This is a genomic window from Cognatishimia sp. F0-27, from assembly GCF_020667845.1.
Classification (GTDB): Bacteria; Pseudomonadota; Alphaproteobacteria; order Rhodobacterales; family Rhodobacteraceae; genus JAFMPQ01.
Genome location: NZ_JAFMPQ010000030.1, coordinates 1 through 16,186, shown reverse-complemented (window position 1 = coordinate 16,186; position 16,186 = coordinate 1). Strand labels below are relative to the sequence as shown.

At 57.9% G+C, this 16,186-nt stretch carries 16 protein-coding genes and 1 pseudogene; 8 read left to right on the top strand and 9 right to left on the bottom strand.

Annotated features, from left to right (window positions below):
* Positions 1 to 8: 8 nt before the first annotated feature.
* The 3 genes from J1C49_RS15530 to J1C49_RS15520 all read left to right on the top strand — a co-directional run bounded on the left by J1C49_RS15530 (position 9) and on the right by J1C49_RS15520 (position 4,808).
* Positions 9 to 785, top strand: a complete 777-nt coding sequence (locus tag J1C49_RS15530) for a carbon-nitrogen hydrolase family protein (RefSeq protein WP_227446754.1) — start codon at positions 9 to 11, stop codon at positions 783 to 785.
* A 701-nt stretch (positions 786 to 1,486) separates the two neighbouring features.
* Positions 1,487 to 2,371 carry an NAD(P)-dependent oxidoreductase gene (locus J1C49_RS15525; RefSeq protein ID WP_227446753.1) on the top strand — a complete coding sequence of 295 codons (885 nt, stop codon included), beginning with the start codon at positions 1,487 to 1,489 and terminating at the stop codon, positions 2,369 to 2,371.
* 277 nt (positions 2,372 to 2,648) lie between these two features.
* Entirely contained in the window at positions 2,649 to 4,808 is a 2,160-nt protein-coding gene (locus J1C49_RS15520) for a response regulator (protein WP_227446752.1), read from the top strand.
* Positions 4,809 to 5,265: 457 nt separating this feature from the next.
* Here J1C49_RS15520 and J1C49_RS15515 read toward each other — a convergent pair whose 3' ends face one another.
* From J1C49_RS15515 to J1C49_RS15490, 6 genes are all read right to left on the bottom strand, one after another.
* A complete protein-coding gene (locus J1C49_RS15515) occupies positions 5,266 to 6,108 on the bottom strand; it encodes a cytochrome c (RefSeq protein ID WP_227446751.1) in 843 nt (280 codons plus the stop codon).
* Between the two features lie 383 nt (positions 6,109 to 6,491).
* Positions 6,492 to 7,448 carry a calcium/sodium antiporter gene (locus tag J1C49_RS15510; protein ID WP_227446750.1) on the bottom strand — a complete coding sequence of 319 codons (957 nt, stop codon included), beginning with the start codon at positions 7,446 to 7,448 and terminating at the stop codon, positions 6,492 to 6,494.
* Positions 7,445 to 8,743, bottom strand: a complete 1,299-nt coding sequence (locus tag J1C49_RS15505; protein ID WP_227446749.1) for an MFS transporter — start codon at positions 8,741 to 8,743, stop codon at positions 7,445 to 7,447. Before J1C49_RS15505 ends, J1C49_RS15510 begins: the two co-directional genes overlap by 4 nt.
* A gap of 313 nt (positions 8,744 to 9,056) precedes the next feature.
* The gene (locus J1C49_RS15500) at positions 9,057 to 9,296 is read right to left on the bottom strand and encodes a hypothetical protein (protein WP_227446748.1); all 240 of its coding nucleotides are present in this window, start codon (positions 9,294 to 9,296) and stop codon (positions 9,057 to 9,059) included.
* Positions 9,297 to 9,473: 177 nt separating this feature from the next.
* Positions 9,474 to 10,118: a cation diffusion facilitator family transporter gene (locus J1C49_RS15495; protein ID WP_227446747.1), complete on the bottom strand. Its 645-nt coding sequence runs from the start codon at positions 10,116 to 10,118 to the stop codon at positions 9,474 to 9,476.
* Entirely contained in the window at positions 10,118 to 10,888 is a 771-nt protein-coding gene (locus J1C49_RS15490) for a transglutaminase family protein (protein WP_227446746.1), read from the bottom strand. The genes J1C49_RS15495 and J1C49_RS15490 overlap by 1 nt, the downstream gene beginning before the upstream one ends.
* A gap of 70 nt (positions 10,889 to 10,958) precedes the next feature.
* Here J1C49_RS15490 and J1C49_RS15485 point away from each other — a divergent pair, with 70 nt between their 5' ends.
* Entirely contained in the window at positions 10,959 to 11,375 is a 417-nt protein-coding gene (locus J1C49_RS15485; RefSeq protein ID WP_227446745.1) for a helix-turn-helix domain-containing protein, read from the top strand.
* A gap of 178 nt (positions 11,376 to 11,553) precedes the next feature.
* Here J1C49_RS15485 and J1C49_RS15480 read toward each other — a convergent pair whose 3' ends face one another.
* Positions 11,554 to 12,105, bottom strand: a complete 552-nt coding sequence (locus J1C49_RS15480) for a DUF6647 family protein (RefSeq protein ID WP_227446744.1) — start codon at positions 12,103 to 12,105, stop codon at positions 11,554 to 11,556.
* Positions 12,106 to 12,196: 91 nt separating this feature from the next.
* Here J1C49_RS15480 and J1C49_RS15475 point away from each other — a divergent pair, with 91 nt between their 5' ends.
* From J1C49_RS15475 to J1C49_RS15465, 3 genes are all read left to right on the top strand, one after another.
* Positions 12,197 to 13,105 carry a LysR substrate-binding domain-containing protein gene (locus tag J1C49_RS15475; RefSeq protein ID WP_227446743.1) on the top strand — a complete coding sequence of 303 codons (909 nt, stop codon included), beginning with the start codon at positions 12,197 to 12,199 and terminating at the stop codon, positions 13,103 to 13,105.
* A 224-nt stretch (positions 13,106 to 13,329) separates the two neighbouring features.
* Positions 13,330 to 13,671 carry a helix-turn-helix transcriptional regulator gene (locus J1C49_RS15470; RefSeq protein WP_227446742.1) on the top strand — a complete coding sequence of 114 codons (342 nt, stop codon included), beginning with the start codon at positions 13,330 to 13,332 and terminating at the stop codon, positions 13,669 to 13,671.
* Positions 13,668 to 14,135, top strand: coding sequence for an SRPBCC family protein (locus J1C49_RS15465; RefSeq protein WP_227446741.1), 468 nt, complete (start codon positions 13,668 to 13,670; stop codon positions 14,133 to 14,135). Before J1C49_RS15470 ends, J1C49_RS15465 begins: the two co-directional genes overlap by 4 nt.
* Positions 14,136 to 14,162: 27 nt before the next feature.
* Here the strand turns inward: J1C49_RS15465 and J1C49_RS15460 are convergent, their stop codons facing one another.
* Positions 14,163 to 15,017 carry a hypothetical protein gene (locus J1C49_RS15460; RefSeq protein WP_227446740.1) on the bottom strand — a complete coding sequence of 285 codons (855 nt, stop codon included), beginning with the start codon at positions 15,015 to 15,017 and terminating at the stop codon, positions 14,163 to 14,165.
* A 1-nt stretch (position 15,018) separates the two neighbouring features.
* Complete coding sequence (locus J1C49_RS15455) at positions 15,019 to 15,249, bottom strand: DUF6471 domain-containing protein (protein ID WP_227446739.1); 231 nt, start codon at positions 15,247 to 15,249, stop codon at positions 15,019 to 15,021.
* A 102-nt stretch (positions 15,250 to 15,351) separates the two neighbouring features.
* Here J1C49_RS15455 and J1C49_RS15450 point away from each other — a divergent pair.
* Positions 15,352 to 16,101 (top strand): annotated as a pseudogene (locus J1C49_RS15450) (IS1595 family transposase); the annotation flags it as partial.
* Positions 16,102 to 16,186: the final 85 nt, after the last annotated feature.

Here is a 16,186-nt window from a genome sequence, read left to right as displayed (position 1 = left end):
ATGCCGACATGTTTCGTCTTTGCGTGGCGCAGGCCCCTGCCAATCTAGACACGCCACTGGACCGTCTGGCCTGGCTGGAGACAGAGCTGGCAACCGTCGCAGCGCAGGGCGTGGACCTGGTGGTCCTGCCGGAGCTTTTTGCCTGCGGATACAACATCGGCGCAGATGTCACCGACCGCGCTGAGCCCGTGGACGGGCCCGGCTTCGAGGCCATGGCGCGGCTCGGGCGCAAATTCGGCGTCGCGCTACACTACGGCTTTGCGGAACGGGACGAAAACGCGCTCTACAACGCCGTGCAATGCGTGTCCGCAGAGGGCACGCGCCTTACGCACCAACGCAAGCTGGCCATTCCACCGGGGTTCGAACGGCAGTTTTTCAAACCCGGGTCTGGCTGCGAGACCTTCGTCTATCGCGGCATGCGGATCGCCACGCTGATCTGTTACGACGCGGAATTCCCCGAAGCGGTGCGCCACGTGGCCGCGCAAGGCGCGGAGCTTGTGCTTGTTCCGACGGCGCTCGGGGCGCAATGGCCTTGGGTCGCGCGGCAGATGATCCCGACCCGTGCCTATGAGAACGGGGTATTTCTTGCTTATGCAAACAGCGCCGGAGAGGATCATGGTCTCGAGATGCTGGGCGAAAGCGTGATCGCCGCGCCCGACGGTGTCGAGTTGGCACGCGCCGGACGCGATGCCTGCTTCCTTGTGGCAGAGATCGAACCGGCGCGGGTGCGCGCGGCGCAGGCACGCCTGCCTTACCTGATCGACCGCGGCACGCTCATCCTGTGAGCGTCTTGCAGCCCGATGCGGTGCGCCCCAACCGAAATCCGCGGGCGGCACCCCGGCCCTGCCCCTCTGACCGTTGCCCCCCCCCCCGAACGGTTTGAGTCGCTCGAATGCCTTGCCGGTCGCGGCTTGGTCTTCCTCCTCATCCCAGAACCCGATCACGATGCTGGCGACCGTCGCCGTGCTATGCCGCGCCAGAACCTGCGGTGTCGCGGTGATACGGGTGTTGTTGCGGGTCGCGCGATCGAGCAGCGCAGTCTCGACCCGGCGGCGCATCGCGGCACGCTCCGGCACCTTACGACGCAGCGAGAGCGCCGAGATTCGTGATCTCGCAAGGATACGCGTCTGGAACGGGCTGCCGCGCCGCGGCGCAGTGCTCGCCGCTCGTACGAGGATCAAGCCTCTGGCTGGTCTCAATGACCGTGGAGGAATTCACCGCCTCCAGAAGCCGTGCCGCGCCCCCGTCTCGACCGGCATTGACCGCTGAACGAAAGGCCCCCCGATGGGCGCACACGAGATGCAACACATGACGACACCGACCAAATTTTCTATCAATGATCCTGCAAGCGCGGGCAGTGACCGCGCCCACCCACCTTGAGACACACAATTGACCCGGGAACAGATCTCTGTCCTCCATACCATTGGAGATTGATCATTGGGGCGCAATTGACGTGGCACACAGGTGCTGAACATTGGAGAATGTGATGCGGATTTTCTTTACGGGCGGTAGCGGCAAGGCCGGCAAGTGGGCCATCCGGCATTTGCAGGAGCAAGGCCACCACGTTGTGAACGTGGATCAAGCGCCCTCTGGGCTTGACTGTCCGGAATTGTTGGTCGACCTCTGCGACGCGGGCCAGGTCTTTGGCGCGATGTCCCAGTTCGTCGAAGGCGCGGAGTTGGACGCGGGCACCGGCGTTCCGACCTATGATGCGGTTGTGCATTTTGCCGCGATCCCCCGCGTCATGATCGGCACTGACGGCGAGTGCTTTCGTCAGAACACCTTGACCACGTATAACGTGCTCGAGGCCGCGGTGAAGCTTGGTGTGCCCAAGGTCATATTCGCAAGCTCCGAGACGACCTATGCGATTTGCTTTGCAGATGGTGAGATAAAACCGGAATTTGTGCCGATTGATGAAACCCATCCGACCGTGCCCCACGACAGCTACGCCATGTCAAAGGTGTGCAACGAGGCAACCGCCCGGTCCTTTCAGGCGCGGACCGGCAAGGACTTCTACGGTTTGCGGATCAACAACGTGATAGAACCGCATGAATATGCCGAGATGTTTCCGGCGTTCATGGAAAACCCGGCGCTGCGGCGTCGCAATATCTTTGCCTATATCGATGCCCGCGATTTGGGGCATATGGTGGATTGTTGTCTCAAAACCGATGGCCTTGGCTACGAGGTATTCAACGTCTCGAACGACGACTTGTCGGTCGGGATCACGTCGGATGAGGTGATCGAACAATTCTATCAAGGTGTTGAGGTTCGCAGCCCGATAGGTCCGAACGAGACGTTCTTTTCCAACAAGAAAGCACGGAGGATGGTTGGGTTTCAGCCAAAGCATTCGTGGCGCGACGTGTTGGCGTGAGCGGCGGCCTATGAGTGTTGGTCACTTCATCGCGCCACACACCTCGCGCCACTTGCGGGTCCGACCCTGCCATCGCAGGCATAGTCAGGTGCTGCGGCGCGGTTTCGCCGGAACGACCTTTGCCTCCAGTTGCATGATCTGTGAGCCAAATGACGCACATTCCGCCAACCGAACAAATCCTGAAAAGCCGGTTTTGCGATGGCCGAAACCATTTGTTGTCAGGCGCGTAGGCAAAGCGTGTTAGGAAGAGTGACAGAGTGAGTCTCTCGGAGCCTGCATGCAAATCGAACTACTGCAAAACGCGGCTTTGCTCAGCATCACGCTGCCTTGTCTGGTTTGGGTTTTTCGAAGTCGCAATAACGAGTACGGACTGGAGGCGTCCGTCAAGATCGGGCTGATTTGCGCCGTCGTGGCTTTCCTTGTCAGCGCAACACCCATTCATCTGGACGACGGAGCGACCGTCGATGCGCGGGCGGGCCCGGTTCTCATCGCTGGTATACTCGGCGGGCCTGTTTCCGGCATTCTAGCCGCCATTGGAGGCGCAACGGCACGTTACGTGGTCGGTGGCAACTTCGCTTTCTCCGGTGTCGTCGTCTATTTTCTGTACGCTCTTGCGGGCTCGGTTTTATGGCTGCGCTGGTTTGTCGACCTGTTTGGACCACACCTTGGCTGGGTGCGCACGACAATCGGTGCAGCGTTGAGCCTCGGTGCTGCCGCGCTCATGTTTTTCTTGATCCAACCCGAGGCACTGGCGCAAACATGGCTTGCTGAAGACTATCCCTGGATTGCGCTGGCCAATGTGGTCTCGGTGTTTCTGACGGCTGGTTTGGCTCGGGTCGGTCTCGACTACACTGCGCAAAGCAGAGAATTGCAGCAGGCATTCGCGACCATTGATCTTGCCAAACAAGCCGGTGGTATTGGCATATGGACCTTTGACCCCATGAGTGGCGAGGCCGTATGGGATAACACCAACAAGACCCTGCACGGACTTGAAATTGACGGCAATCGAGGGAGCTTTCAGGACTGGGAGCGTTCCGTTCATCCCGATGATCTTGAACGCACGAAATCCGAGTTCGATGATGCTCTGAATGGTCGCAAACCGTTTGACACCGAATACAGGGTTGTTCACCCGGATGGAAAGACGCTTTCCTTAAAGGCGAACGCGCTCATAGAAAGAACGCCCGGCGGAGACGTGCGTCGGGTTGTCGGGACGAATTTCGATCTGACCCCCTTGATGGAGAAAGAGGCGGAATTGACCAAAACCCGGTCAATCGCGACACAGGCACAAAAACTCGACGTGGTCGGTAAACTCACGGGCGGGGTCGCGCATGATTTCAACAACCTGCTCGCGATCATACAGGGCAATCTCGAACTCCTCCTCGAAGATGAAGAAAGCCGCCAGTTCGAGAAAATCGAGCGTTTGGATATCCTGACATCAGCGATTGCCGCAACCAGACGCGGCGCGGAACTTACCAGAAGCATGTTGGCATTCGCGCGCAAATCGCCTCTTGAACCACGCCCGACCGATCTGAATGCTATCGTGCGCGAGACCGAAAAATGGATCAGCCGCACCCTCCCCGCCTCCATTGAAATCGAAGTGAGCCTGCAGCATCGCCTGTGGTGTCTCAGCTTGGATGTGGCGAGCCTGCAGAGCGCGCTCGTGAACGTCATCGTCAATGCCCGCGACGCGATGCCGAGGGGTGGAAAACTCACGATCGAAACCTCGAACGTGCGCATCGATGCCGCCTATGCGCGGGAACTGGAAGAGAGCGTGGCACCGGGTCGCTACGTGCTCGTTGCCATCAGCGATACCGGCACCGGAATTGCGCCCGATCTGCTTCCGAATGTCATGGACCCATTCGTTTCGAGCAAGGACATGTCCGTGGGAAGTGGGTTGGGCTTGTCCATGGTCGAGGGTTTTGCCCGCCAAAGCGGAGGCTTCGTCAAGATTTACTCGGAGGTTGGTGTCGGGACATCGGTCAAGATATTCTTCCCGGCTACAGACAGTGAGCGCCCGCCCGAGCGCCCTCCTGAAACACAAAGCGAGCACAGTGAACAGAATTCTTCGCAAATACTGGTCGCCGAAGATCAGATTGAGGTTCTCGCCCTGGTCGTGCGCGCGCTTGAAAGCGCAGGATACACCGTCGATGCCGTATCCAGCGGTGATGATGCGTTGACGCAATTCTCCAAAGGTCATTACGACTTGCTCATCACCGATATCGTGATGCCGGGAAAACTGAATGGACCTGCTTTGGCCAAGGCCTGCCGGGATATTCAAGAGAATTTGCCGGTGATCTTCATGTCAGGCTATGCCAGCGAGGCGGCCGTTCACGGCAATGGCCTCAAACCAAGCGATGTGAGATTGATGAAGCCGGTTCCGAAATCCGAACTCTTGCAGGCTGTCAAATCATGTCTTGACGCCAAGTCGTCCCCCTGACCGGCGCGATCCGAAGTTGGACACGCCTGAACAGCCAATGCTCGGGCTCATGCCCGGACCCGGAGAAGTCGCAGGCTCCGTTCGGGGGCTTTTCATCTGCGTAGGAGATCGGTCCGGAGCCGAAATCCAAACCACGATCTCTATGGGGCACAGGCCACCCGCCTTTCTGCCATTCGCCGCGCGCGACAGATCTCGTGGCTGGTGACATCACTGTCCGGGAGAAGTCCGCTAGGGAAGCAGCACTGATCCATCGAAGAAAGCCTAAAGCACCTGCCCCGAAACAGGCGGTTGGGCGCAGCTCGCTTATTGGAAATGCCGATGCCGGACAGGCCCGATGAGCAACAAACAGACTGCAAAAGCCAACTCTGGGGGAGCCATTGGTCAGAAATCTGCAATGCCCGGTGCAGGCGCAAACGGATCAATGGTCAAAATGCGTTTGCACCTACGGCTGCCAGGATCACGATGGGCTTGGCTGCTCTGGTAATTGGCGCAAATACAGAATGATTGCATCGAGGTCGGCCTCGGTCATCCGACTGTAATAAGCATATCCCATCGGGGGAAGCATCGGGGACCCGTCCGGTCTTACCCCTTTGACGATCATTGCTTTTAGTTCATCGTCTGTCCATGCAGCGATCCCGTCGTCTGGATGTGGGGTCAAGTTGGACGAGACGGAGGTTCCCCAAGGGCCATGGAACTCGAAACCGCCAGCCCCGAGCTGGTTGACCCAGTCCGGACCATTCGGCCCCATCGGGCTATGGCACTCGATGCAATGAGCGACCGGCCCCGCCAAGTATTCACCATACGCGACCGTCACGCCCTCTTCCGGGTGCGCAACGGTTCCGACGGGCGGCCCGTAAGCAGGTGGCAACGGGATGTTGTAGACGCTTTCGCCCGGATCGTTATCGACCGCGGGCAAACTCCGCAGATACAGGACGATCGACATAACGTCGTCATCCGACAATCGGCTATAGAGCGCGACCGGCATGGGCGGACCGATGACCCTCGAACCACCCGGCGTCAGGCCTTCCCGAATAGCGCGGACGAATTCTTCGTCCGTCCAGTCAGAGACCCGGCCACCCGGCGTGATATTGGGTGCTATGGCCGTGAACCCCGGCGTCTGTTCAACCAGACGACCCGCTTGGTTCATACTCAGGACCGGGCCGTCTGGTCCGATTGGCGTATGGCAATTGCCGCATCCAGCAGGACCCTCGACGAGGTATTCGCCTCTCTCCAGCGTGGGTTCGGCCAGTGCGCCGGTGCCCGCGATCAGAGCGAGGCTCGCCCAAAGAACCTTGTTCATGCGCATGTCCCCCTATGGCGTAAAGAGTGCACCATATTGATGATTCGTTCCATGGGCTCGGTGGAGATGTCATCAGGAGGCTGTTCCGGGATGGCTGATTGAGTGATCTGTTTTGGGTGAAACGCCACCGGAGGCCGCTGGCTCATGCCCGGTATCGGGTGCAGCCAAGGGACTGTTTGCGAGCTTGTCATCTGCGAAGGACAGCGACCCGTTCGGGGCTTTCGATGAGCCTTCGAGATGCTGGACTGCCCCCCTGCAATACCACTCTTCGCGACGCCTGCAAAATTCCGATGCTCTTCGGGGCCTGCAGTCCTAAGCTTCCGGTTACAGCACAAAAAACCAGTCTGCTTTTGCTGCAGCTTGTTTGCTTTCGTCGTCGTCACTCAAAGGAAAAGCAAAACACCAAGATACGCCGCATATGCGAGCAAGAAGGCGACCCCTTCTCGCCTGCTGACAGTCCAACGCGTGCGCGCAAACACCAGCAGGACGCATGTCACAGCAACCAGGACCCAGATATCGAAATCCGCGATTTCATCCGGCACCGCCATTGGCTGAACCAATGCGGTGAGGCCGAGGATTCCGAGAACGTTGAAGATGTTGCTGCCGATCACGTTCCCAAGGGCAACATCGCCCTGTCCCTTGCGCACCGCGATGATCGATGTGACGAGTTCAGGCATCGACGTGCCAACAGCCACGATTGTCAGCCCGATCACCGTCTCGGAAATCCCGGCTGCCTGTGCGAGCGATACCGCTCCGGTCACGAGGAAACGGGCTCCAAAGATCGTGATGGCCAATCCGGAGAGCGCCATGGCAATCGAAACACCAAGCGCGTGATCCGATCCGGGCACCGCGTCCGCCTCCGCTTCATAGAGCGCGGCTGAAGGCGAAGCCCCCTCTCTCCTTTCAACCCGGAGCGTGAAAGCAAGATACATCGCCAGCGCCAAGATGAATCCGGCGCCGATCATGCGTCCGGCCTCGCCCGTCAAAACGACACTCAGGCAAAGAAGGGTCGCCACCGCCAACACGACACCGTCCCGCCGGAACGCGGTCGGATCAACGGCGACTGGGGCAATCACGGCCGCAAGCCCGAGAACGAGGAGAATATTGCCAATATTGCTCCCGATCACATTGCCCATTGCGATGCCGGCGGATCCCGACATTGCCGCCTGGAGGCTGGTCACGAGTTCAGGTGTCGACGTCCCAAATCCAACCAGCGTCAATCCGATGACCATGGGCGAAATGCCAAATGTCTTCGCCGCCGAAACGGCGCCGCGGACCAGCAGCTCGCCCCCGACAATCAGACCAACCAAACCCACCACAACAAGGATCGACGCGCTCATCGCTGTTCAAACCGCGACGCTTCCGCAGAGCCCGACGGCGATTGTGGCTGGTCGGCATCAAGTTCGCCCTGGTCGGCCGCCAAAGCCGCGGTTTCGGGGGTCGAACCGCGCGCGAGCGGTTTTGCCTGAAATGCGATCTTGTCTTCTGTCGCGACTGCCGGTGCAATCCAGAGCCGCAAGAGCGCAAACAGGATCAAGAAAACATGCGCCAGCCCCGTCACGGCAAAAAGGCTGGGCGCACCAAAAGAGGTCATGGCGAAACCGGCGGCGGTTGGTCCAATGATCGAGCCGATCCCGAAAACAAGCAGCAACCCCCCGCTGACCTGAATGAAACTCCCCGGTTCCGCATGGTCGTTGGCGTGCGCCACAATGACCGGATACATTGCGTAGACCGTTGCTCCGAAAAGCGCAGACAAGGCAAACACAACAGCCTGCTGTGTCATGCCCGAAAAGAGAAACGCCCCGTCCGCGAGCACGGCAAACACAGTGACCGCAATAAGGACCTTTCGGCGGTCGTATCGGTCGGATGCGATCCCGACCGGAATTTGAGACGCCGCGCCGGCGAGGATGGGGATACTGGCAAACAGCGCGATATCGCCCTGCGTCAGCCCGATCCGGGCCCCATATACCGCCGCCAACGTGCCGAAGGAGGCGTTGGATACCCCAACCATCAGGACTGCAAAAACCGCAATCGGGGAGTTCTTCCATAGTTTGCGCAGATCCAGCGAGACCCGAGTCAGCGGACGCGGCGTGGTTGTCGCGCTGATTGCGGTCGGCAGAAGAGCGAGGCAGTAGACCATTGCCGCCAGAACAAAGAAGAAAAAACCCGTGGCTTCGCCAAGGGTCAGGACCATCTGCCCGGCAGTTGTCGCCGCAAGATTGACCATCGTATATATGCCGAAGATGCGACCGCGCGACTTGGCATCGGCCCTCTCGTTCAACCAGCTTTCCACAATCATGGCCGCGCCGGCAAAACAGAAGCCTGACAGCGCCCTGACCGGGATCCAGACCCAAGGGGTCATCATGACCAACGACAGTAACACGGCAATCGCCGCAATCGCGCACATCGCTCCGAACGCCCGGATGTGGCCCACGCGAGCAACAAGCCCCGGCATCCGCATGCACCCTGCCACGTAGCCAAACGCCCACCCGGTGCCCAGCAAGCCCAACGACGCGGCGGAGAACCCCTCCGCCTCGCCCCGGATTGGCAGGATGAGGCTATTGACCCCGCCTGCAAACACGAGAAAGGCAGAGCCCATCAAAAGGGCGGTCAGTGGAAGCAGGCTGCGGATCATTGCAAGACACTAACGCTCAGAGCGTTCACTGGAAATCCGAAAGTTGCCTACCCAGTCCGGACGCATCGACACCGGCTTGCAGACATTCACACCCAACGCAGCGGACGACGCTTTTCGGGGCGCAACGCCGACACCGGATCAACCAACGCAGCGGATCCATGACGTCACAGAGACCCGGACAAGATGGCTCTCACAAGACATTGAGGCTCTGCGCGGCGAACGGCAGATTCGAACCCAAACTCACTGGTGCTGAGGCTGTGACCGATGTCCGCAATTTGTCCTGACTTTGCTTCGTCAGATGCGCCCGATGGCATCAACTACGGCTGACGACATGTCCGAGGAGGTTGCCTGAGAGAGTATAACTCCGCCCAGGTTGCCAGCCGTTTTCTCGGGCGGCCTCCCGCACCAGTTCGCTGCTGATGTGCTTGTCTCGAGACTTCGCATTGCTGGTGACGATCATCACCTCCCGGTCAGATCCGAACTCCTTCGCGAGGGCATGTCTCAATTCCTGCTCGGTCGCTACTTTGATCCGCTTCAACGTTGGCATCGTCATGACAGGCTATCCCACAAGGTTCACCCTCTATCGTAGGTCAAAGCGGCCATAGCGACAAACCCGGCATTTGTCCGCATCGTCCCGCGCAGCCGGCATCCACGCCTGTCTTGGACTAGCTGCACCGCCGCAAGTCCGTTGTGAGCCCAAACCTACGAAATGCTGAGCGGTGCTCGAATGTCAGCTTTGTCGCGAAGCGCTATATTCATGCGTGTGTTCCGACCTGCGTTCGGCCAATGCTTGGCGCACAATCTGGAATGCGGAGGATAGAAACAGGCTCGCCATGATCGCTGCGACGATCAAATCGGGCCAGCCGGTGGCCGTACCCCATACGCCCAAAGCTGCGAACATCACTGCGACGTTGCCGATGGCGTCGTTTCGCGAGCAGAGCCAGACAGAGCGCACATTGGCATCCCCGTCCTTGTAGCTGACCAGCAGCAGGACGCTCGCAAGGTTCGTCGCCAGTGCCAGTGCGCCTACAACGCCCATGATTTCGGCTTCCGGCACGCCGACATAGAAAACCCGGTAGACTGTCGAACCGAAGACCCACAGGCCCATCAGAAGAAGGCTGATGCCTTTGGCGAGAGCTGCGTTCGTCCGCGCACGGATCGAAGCGCCGATGACGGCAAGCGAGATACCATAGGTCAGAGCATCACCCAGAAAGTCGAGAGCGTCGGCTTTCAGGGCTTGCGATTGTGCGACCTGGCCCGCCGTCATCTCGACGGCAAACATCGTGGCGTTCAGCGCGATGACGATCCAGAGCCGTCGCTTGTAGTCGTCCGATACGCCGTCGAACTTGGCGTTATGTCCGCAACATCCCGACACTACATGGCCTCCTTCATTGTGATCGGTGCGTGTGCCGGAAGAAGACTATCTTCGCCGCCGGGGATGGTTGGCACATGGCCTTGCCTAATCCGCACCACGCGCCGGTTCATCCAGTGCCGTATGACGAGTCGATAGAGCAGCCCGCGCAAACCCGAAAGCTGGCGGTGGTCCCTGTAGAAATCGTCCGGGTTGTCGAAGACACCGAAGTCGTGGTTGATCCCGGTCTTCTGGATGTAGGTGCTTTGACCAGACCACTCGACGGGCGGGGCGTGGAGACAATCTGTCCCCGCGCCATAGGCACAGAGCGACGTGCGATACGGGAAGGTCTCCTGAAGCGCTCCCAGAACGCCTTGATCGAGAATGAAGCCTTCGAGATTGATCCACTTGCCGTCGATCAGAACTTCCACCCAGGAATGGATGATGTTTCGGGGGGCCAGCGGGAAGACCAGCTCTGGCACAACGCCACGCTGCAAGCCTTTGTCGATGGTGAAGCCGTGAAACCGGCATGAGATGTCCAACGCCCTGAGCAGCGCCATCAGAAGCGTGCCCTTGGTGTTGCACTGCCCATATCCGTCCGCCAGAACCCGGGAGGCAGGCAGCGCATCGTTACTGTTGTATCCGAACAGGATATCGTTCCGGACGAATTCATAGGCCGCGCCAACGCGCGCGGCGGGGTCAAGAGAAGACCATCCGCGCTCGGCGATCAACGCCTGGATCGCATCGGATCGAAAATCGAGTATGGCGGTTTCGGCGAGGTATTTCTGGGACATGGTGTTCTCTAGCTTCTGCGTCCCAATTCATATACGATCTCCAGTGACTAGAGGTTCAAGAGCTAATTTTATGTTTTCCATCGGTGAGCTATCACGGCGCACGAACGTCAAAATTCCAACGATCCGCTACTATGAAGAGTCTGGGCTTCTGGACGCCCCAGAACGGACGGAAGGCAATCAGCGCCGGTATGATGCGGCAGGGCTGGAACGCCTGAGCTTCATCAAGCACGCCCGTGACCTCGGATTCTCGATTGAGGCGATTGCTGCACTGATCGAATTACAGGGACACCCGGATCGGTCATGTGCAGAGGCCACCGATATCGCCTCTGCCCAGCTTTCAGATGTCCGAGCGAAAATCAAACGCCTCCGTGCACTTGAGAAAGAGCTGGTGCGAATTTCCAAGGGTTGTGATGGCAATGGTATGACCGAAGACTGCTATGTTCTCGCGTCTCTGGCCGACCACCGCCTTTGCGAGCGCGAGCACTGAGACAAGAAAGCGGACCTCTATTTGACGGAGCCAAATGGAAGCAGCGTCCCGCGCAGCCGGCATCCATGCCTGTCTTGGACTAGCTGCACCGCCGCAACTCCGTTGTGAGCTCAGAGTGACCGATGCTGCACTTTGCACCTACGTCCGCTTTTCCATCGTTTATTGAAGCCGCGCTTTTTTAGTCTGGATGAAAATCGCGGCGATTGCACCCAGATTCCAAAATGACCGCGATCCAGTTGACTTTCGCCTGAAAGCCACGTTCCCGGAGCCAGTCATCCTGTAGGCGGTAGGCCGCTTCCTCCTGAGCACCGGGACACACGTAATGTCGTCCCACTTGTCGGGCATGTACAAGCTCGTGCAGGAGAACGCTGGCATCGTGTGGATCCTTCCGGTCCCAAGGAAGGATCAAGTAGATGGTAAACAAGTCTGGGTCAAAAAGGCCGCGTGTTCGCCCGAAACTCGATGCCGACGAGCCTTGAAGCGTCGCCGCGACAGATGGCGTGACGAGCCTTATCTCCGGGCTTGTCTCCGGGCGTGGAAGGTCCGTGTTTTGATCGAGCCAGTTGTCGAACACCGTTGCCAGTGCCGGTATGCTTTCCGTGTTGCGCCATTCCGGTTCCAGATCGAGCCGAATGGTCGCTTCGGCCAAAGCGGAACCGGCAGACATTATCGCTACCACCAGGTAAAGCGCGGCGGGAAGAGGGCCAAGCATCTCGCTCTCCATCGTCATTTTTTGAAATCCTGGAAAGAATGCTAAGCTGCGACTCGCAGATCGCACAAAAGACCATTTTTCACCGGGGCGTGAAAGGAATTCACGACGCATGGGACGCAAACTTCCGCCGTTCGCCGCAGTACGCGCTTTTGAAGCAGCAGCCCGGCATCTATCGTTCGTGAAAGCCGCTGACGAGCTTTGCCTGTCGCCATCAGCGATCAGCCATCAGGTCCGCGCTTTGGAGGAGTATCTAGACACAAAGCTTTTCGAACGCCGCTCTAACAGGTTGCAGCTAACCCTGACGGGGGATGCTTACGCGGGGAAAATGACATCGCTTCTGGATGTATTTGAGACCAGCACACTGGACGCCGCCGGAACGACAAGTGAATCATTGCGTGTTCTATGTACGCCAGGCTTTGCAGCGCGGTGGCTTGTGCCGAGACTCGACCGGTTCGTCGAACCGTCGGCTGTCAGACTTCGGGTTTCCGTTGGTGCGCCGTCCACAGATTTTCAATCGAACGACGCCGACGTGGTGATCGGTTGGGCCGATCATCCCGTTCCGGGCGCTGAGGTCGTGCCCTTGATGCAGTCTGGCAGGTATCCGGTCGCATCCCCTCGATACATTCAGGAGCACTGCATCGAGACACCAGAAGACTTGTGTGGCGTCACGCTGGTGCACGATGAAACCATGGATCAGTGGGCGGAATGGTTTGCTATAGCTGGTGTTGAGCCACCGAACTTTCGGAGAGGACCCGAGTTTCCCAATTGCGAGCTTGCAACATCGGGCGTCGAGCAGGGTCTTGGAGTATCGCTTGCATACGACATCATGGTTCGCGAAACGGTCAAGTCTGGTCGCCTTATTCGCCTGTTCGAGGCAGTCACCTTGCCCTTCGTCATTTACTCGTTCGTCTGCCAACGAAGTCGGGCATCGGAACCGTTGATTACGGCTTTCCGAGAGTTTGTGTTCAACGAGGTTGAAATCGACGGGCGACCATCCTTTGCAGTCGTGGCGGAGTAATGCTTGTTTTTTGATGGTAGCTTCGAAAGCAGTCATTCGTTGAGATGCAGCGAACGGCAGCAGCGTCCTGCACAGCGGGCATCCAAGCCTGTCTTGGACTAGCTGCACCGCTGCAACCCCGTAGTAAGCCCAACTTGCATTGGTCAGCGTGCAGCTGCTTACCAGTAACTTAGGGGTTTCCCTTAGTGTCTTGATCGGAGCTGCCACGTCTGTTACTTAGGAATATGTCTAAGTATGATCTGAACCTCGATCTCTGCTTTTCAGCCCTTGGTGATCCGACACGCCGTAGAATCCTTCAACGTCTTGCTCGTGGCGAGGCGACCGTGAGCGAATTGGCCGAGCACCATGACATGGCGCTGCCGTCGTTCATGGAGCACCTTAAGAAGCTAGAGGCAGCGAACCTCGTCACATCCAAGAAGGAAGGGCGGACGCGGATATGCAAGTTGGCTCCGGATGCCTTCACGCCCGCAAAAGACTGGTTGAACGAGCAGAGCACGATCTGGGAAGGACGGCTCGACCGCTTTGACGACTACATCAAGAACCTCGTGCAGGAGCGTGGCAAATGAACCTCGACCCCGAAACCGACATGACTTTCACCCGCACGATCAATGCTCCGCGCGCCCTGCTCTGGGAATGTTGGACCACGCCGGAACACATAAAACATTTCTTTGTGCCCAAACCCCATGGCATCGACGCCTGCGAAATCGATCTTCGGGTCGGCGGCAAGTTCAACACAGTGATGAACGTTGAAGGCAACCTCATGAAGAACGAAGGTGTGTACCTCGAAGTCGTCGATGGCAAAAGATTGGTGTTCACCGACACTTACAGCGAAGGATGGAAGCCTGCCGCTGATCCCTTCATGACGGCGATCATCGAGTTTGCCGATGATGGAAACGGTGGCACGACGTACACCGCGACTGCCAGACATCGTTCGCCCGAAGCTCGTCAAAGCCATGAAGAGATGGGGTTCTACAATGGGTGGGGCACGGTCGCTACACAGCTTGAGGAATACGCGCAATCACTGAAATAAACGGCCTTATGTATCAAACGCACCAAGCTATTCGTCGTCGCGTTCAAAGCTGTCGTGAATTTCAGTGACTGTGTAGCCCTTGATCTCACCGTCCATGCGAGTTGCGTAGATATCCACCACAAAGACCATTGCGAATGGGTTGTCCTTGCCCTGTAACATCCTCTCCTTCAGCCCTTGGATGCTTTGCCTAAAGTAGACAGGCAGCACCTTGTCCGAAATGTCAGGCACGCGCCCTCTGTCGCCAGTGCGCCCTTTTTCCTTGCCGGGACCGCGATTGGCTTGCTCAAGAAATAGCATCACCTCTGAGCGTATCTTGTCGTCTTGATCCTCATCCTCGGGCTTTTTCGGTGCAGGCAGGGCCAGCGCCTTGTCTATGTTGACTGACGCCTTGTTCAGTTCAGCTTCATCGAATTTGTACTCAACAACTGTCTTCTTCTCGCCGTCGGTTTTTTCGTACCTAGCTTGCTTGATGCCGAGCCTAGCGCCCGTCTTTCCGACCAATGGACGTGTGAACTCTTTGAGGTCGGCGGCGTCTTCCTTGGACGGTGCTTCGAGCAGCTTTGTGTCCTTGCCCCCTCCAGTGAAATAGCTAATACCGCGCCAAACGCGATTGGCAAAATCGGTCACGATCATACCGCCATCCATCATGGCGATGCCGCCCATCATAATACCGTAAGGCGCGATCTCGGCTATGACAGACCCGGTTTCGAGCTTGGTCACAAAGAGACGGAGCGCATCATCCGAACCGCTACGATAGTGGCGCTCATAGATGCGAGAAAGGGCCGCGAAGCTGTCCGCCAAGTCAGTCAGTTCAACGGGCTGGCCGGGATCAAGCGTGATAATCAGCCTGTCGCCTTCCTCTTTCACGTCATAGGAAACCATTTCAGAGCCTCAATTCTGTGACCTCTATTGCAGCCATACATTGCAGGAAGAAAGCCATCGTAAACACACCACGGCTAATCTTGTTCGCAATGTTCTTTTCGTTCTCTTGAACGCCGATTTTCTCAAGTAAATCAGATAATTGGGCATAAGTCACACCCTTTCTCTTTAGTTCAGAACGTAGCAGGTTCTTTGCTCGATCTGACCATTCTGCGTCCGTCTGCACCTTAGGCATTTCATTACCTCAGTGGATAAAACCCTATTTATAGGGATATAGCCCTTGTAATGATGATGTGTAACCCCTATTTATAGGGTATAGACATCATAGGTAATGACAATGGCCCAGCACTTCCTCCTTTCAGCAGCATCTCGGACGCTCTCACTGCGTTCGATTTACAAAGCTGGCGAAGATGCGGCCTATGAGACGTTCTGCCAGATGCGCTGGCCTGAGACAGACGGTGAAGCCGTATGCCCATGCTGCGGCTTTGATGAGGTGTACAAGATCACTACGCGCCGCAAGTTCAAGTGCAAGGCGTGTCACCACCAGTTCAGCGTGACCAGCGGCACGATCTTCGCCAGCCGCAAAATGGACTTTGTGGACCTGCTGGCCGCGATCTGCATCATTGTGAACGCATCAAAGGGCGTGAGCATGGTCCAACTGAGCCGCGACCTTGATTGCCAGTACAAGACGGCTTTCGTTCTGGCCCATAAACTGCGCGAGGCGATGGCTCAGGAGGTCCACACTGGCGAAGTGCTGGAAGGCCACGTAGAAATCGACGGTGCCTTCTTTGGGGGTCATATCCGCCCTGAGAATGCCAAGGCTGACCGCAAGGACCGTCGCTTGAAGCAGCACCAGACAGGCAAGCGCCGCGTTGTAATCGCCATGCGTGAGCGTGAGGGGCGCACCCTGCCTTTCGTAGGCCATTCTGAGACAGAGGGTGTTGCGCTGGCAAATGAGAACGTATCGCGCCTGTCCACCATGTCAGCCGATGAAGCCAGCCATTGGGACGAATTGCACATGGGCTGGCACGTTGACCGGGTAAACCACTCGGAAATCTACAGCGACCACGGCAAGCACACTAGGCTGTGTTGACAAAAGGGATTCACAGGGCACGCTGATCGTGATTCAAGCTGGTATCTGCGATGGAGATCAGCTTGGCACGAGACCTGAT

Bases quoted from the DNA above. Each gene is read 5' to 3' on its own strand.
- J1C49_RS15520 (WP_227446752.1), top strand. From the start codon at position 2,649: ATGCAAATCGAACTACTGCAAAACGCGGCTTTGCTCAGCATCACGCTG.
- J1C49_RS15455 (WP_227446739.1), bottom strand. From the start codon at position 15,249: ATGCCTAAGGTGCAGACGGACGCAGAATGGTCAGATCGAGCAAAGAAC.
- J1C49_RS15525 (WP_227446753.1), top strand. From the start codon at position 1,487: ATGCGGATTTTCTTTACGGGCGGTAGCGGCAAGGCCGGCAAGTGGGCC.
- J1C49_RS15485 (WP_227446745.1), top strand. From the start codon at position 10,959: ATGTTTTCCATCGGTGAGCTATCACGGCGCACGAACGTCAAAATTCCA.
- J1C49_RS15460 (WP_227446740.1), bottom strand. From the start codon at position 15,017: ATGGTTTCCTATGACGTGAAAGAGGAAGGCGACAGGCTGATTATCACG.
- J1C49_RS15530 (WP_227446754.1), top strand. From the start codon at position 9: ATGTTTCGTCTTTGCGTGGCGCAGGCCCCTGCCAATCTAGACACGCCA.
- J1C49_RS15515 (WP_227446751.1), bottom strand. From the start codon at position 6,108: ATGAACAAGGTTCTTTGGGCGAGCCTCGCTCTGATCGCGGGCACCGGC.
- J1C49_RS15490 (WP_227446746.1), bottom strand. From the start codon at position 10,888: ATGTCCCAGAAATACCTCGCCGAAACCGCCATACTCGATTTTCGATCC.
- J1C49_RS15510 (WP_227446750.1), bottom strand. From the start codon at position 7,448: ATGAGCGCGTCGATCCTTGTTGTGGTGGGTTTGGTTGGTCTGATTGTC.
- J1C49_RS15475 (WP_227446743.1), top strand. From the start codon at position 12,197: ATGGGACGCAAACTTCCGCCGTTCGCCGCAGTACGCGCTTTTGAAGCA.
- J1C49_RS15470 (WP_227446742.1), top strand. From the start codon at position 13,330: ATGTCTAAGTATGATCTGAACCTCGATCTCTGCTTTTCAGCCCTTGGT.
- J1C49_RS15465 (WP_227446741.1), top strand. From the start codon at position 13,668: ATGAACCTCGACCCCGAAACCGACATGACTTTCACCCGCACGATCAAT.
- J1C49_RS15500 (WP_227446748.1), bottom strand. From the start codon at position 9,296: ATGACGATGCCAACGTTGAAGCGGATCAAAGTAGCGACCGAGCAGGAA.
- J1C49_RS15480 (WP_227446744.1), bottom strand. From the start codon at position 12,105: ATGACGATGGAGAGCGAGATGCTTGGCCCTCTTCCCGCCGCGCTTTAC.
- J1C49_RS15505 (WP_227446749.1), bottom strand. From the start codon at position 8,743: ATGATCCGCAGCCTGCTTCCACTGACCGCCCTTTTGATGGGCTCTGCC.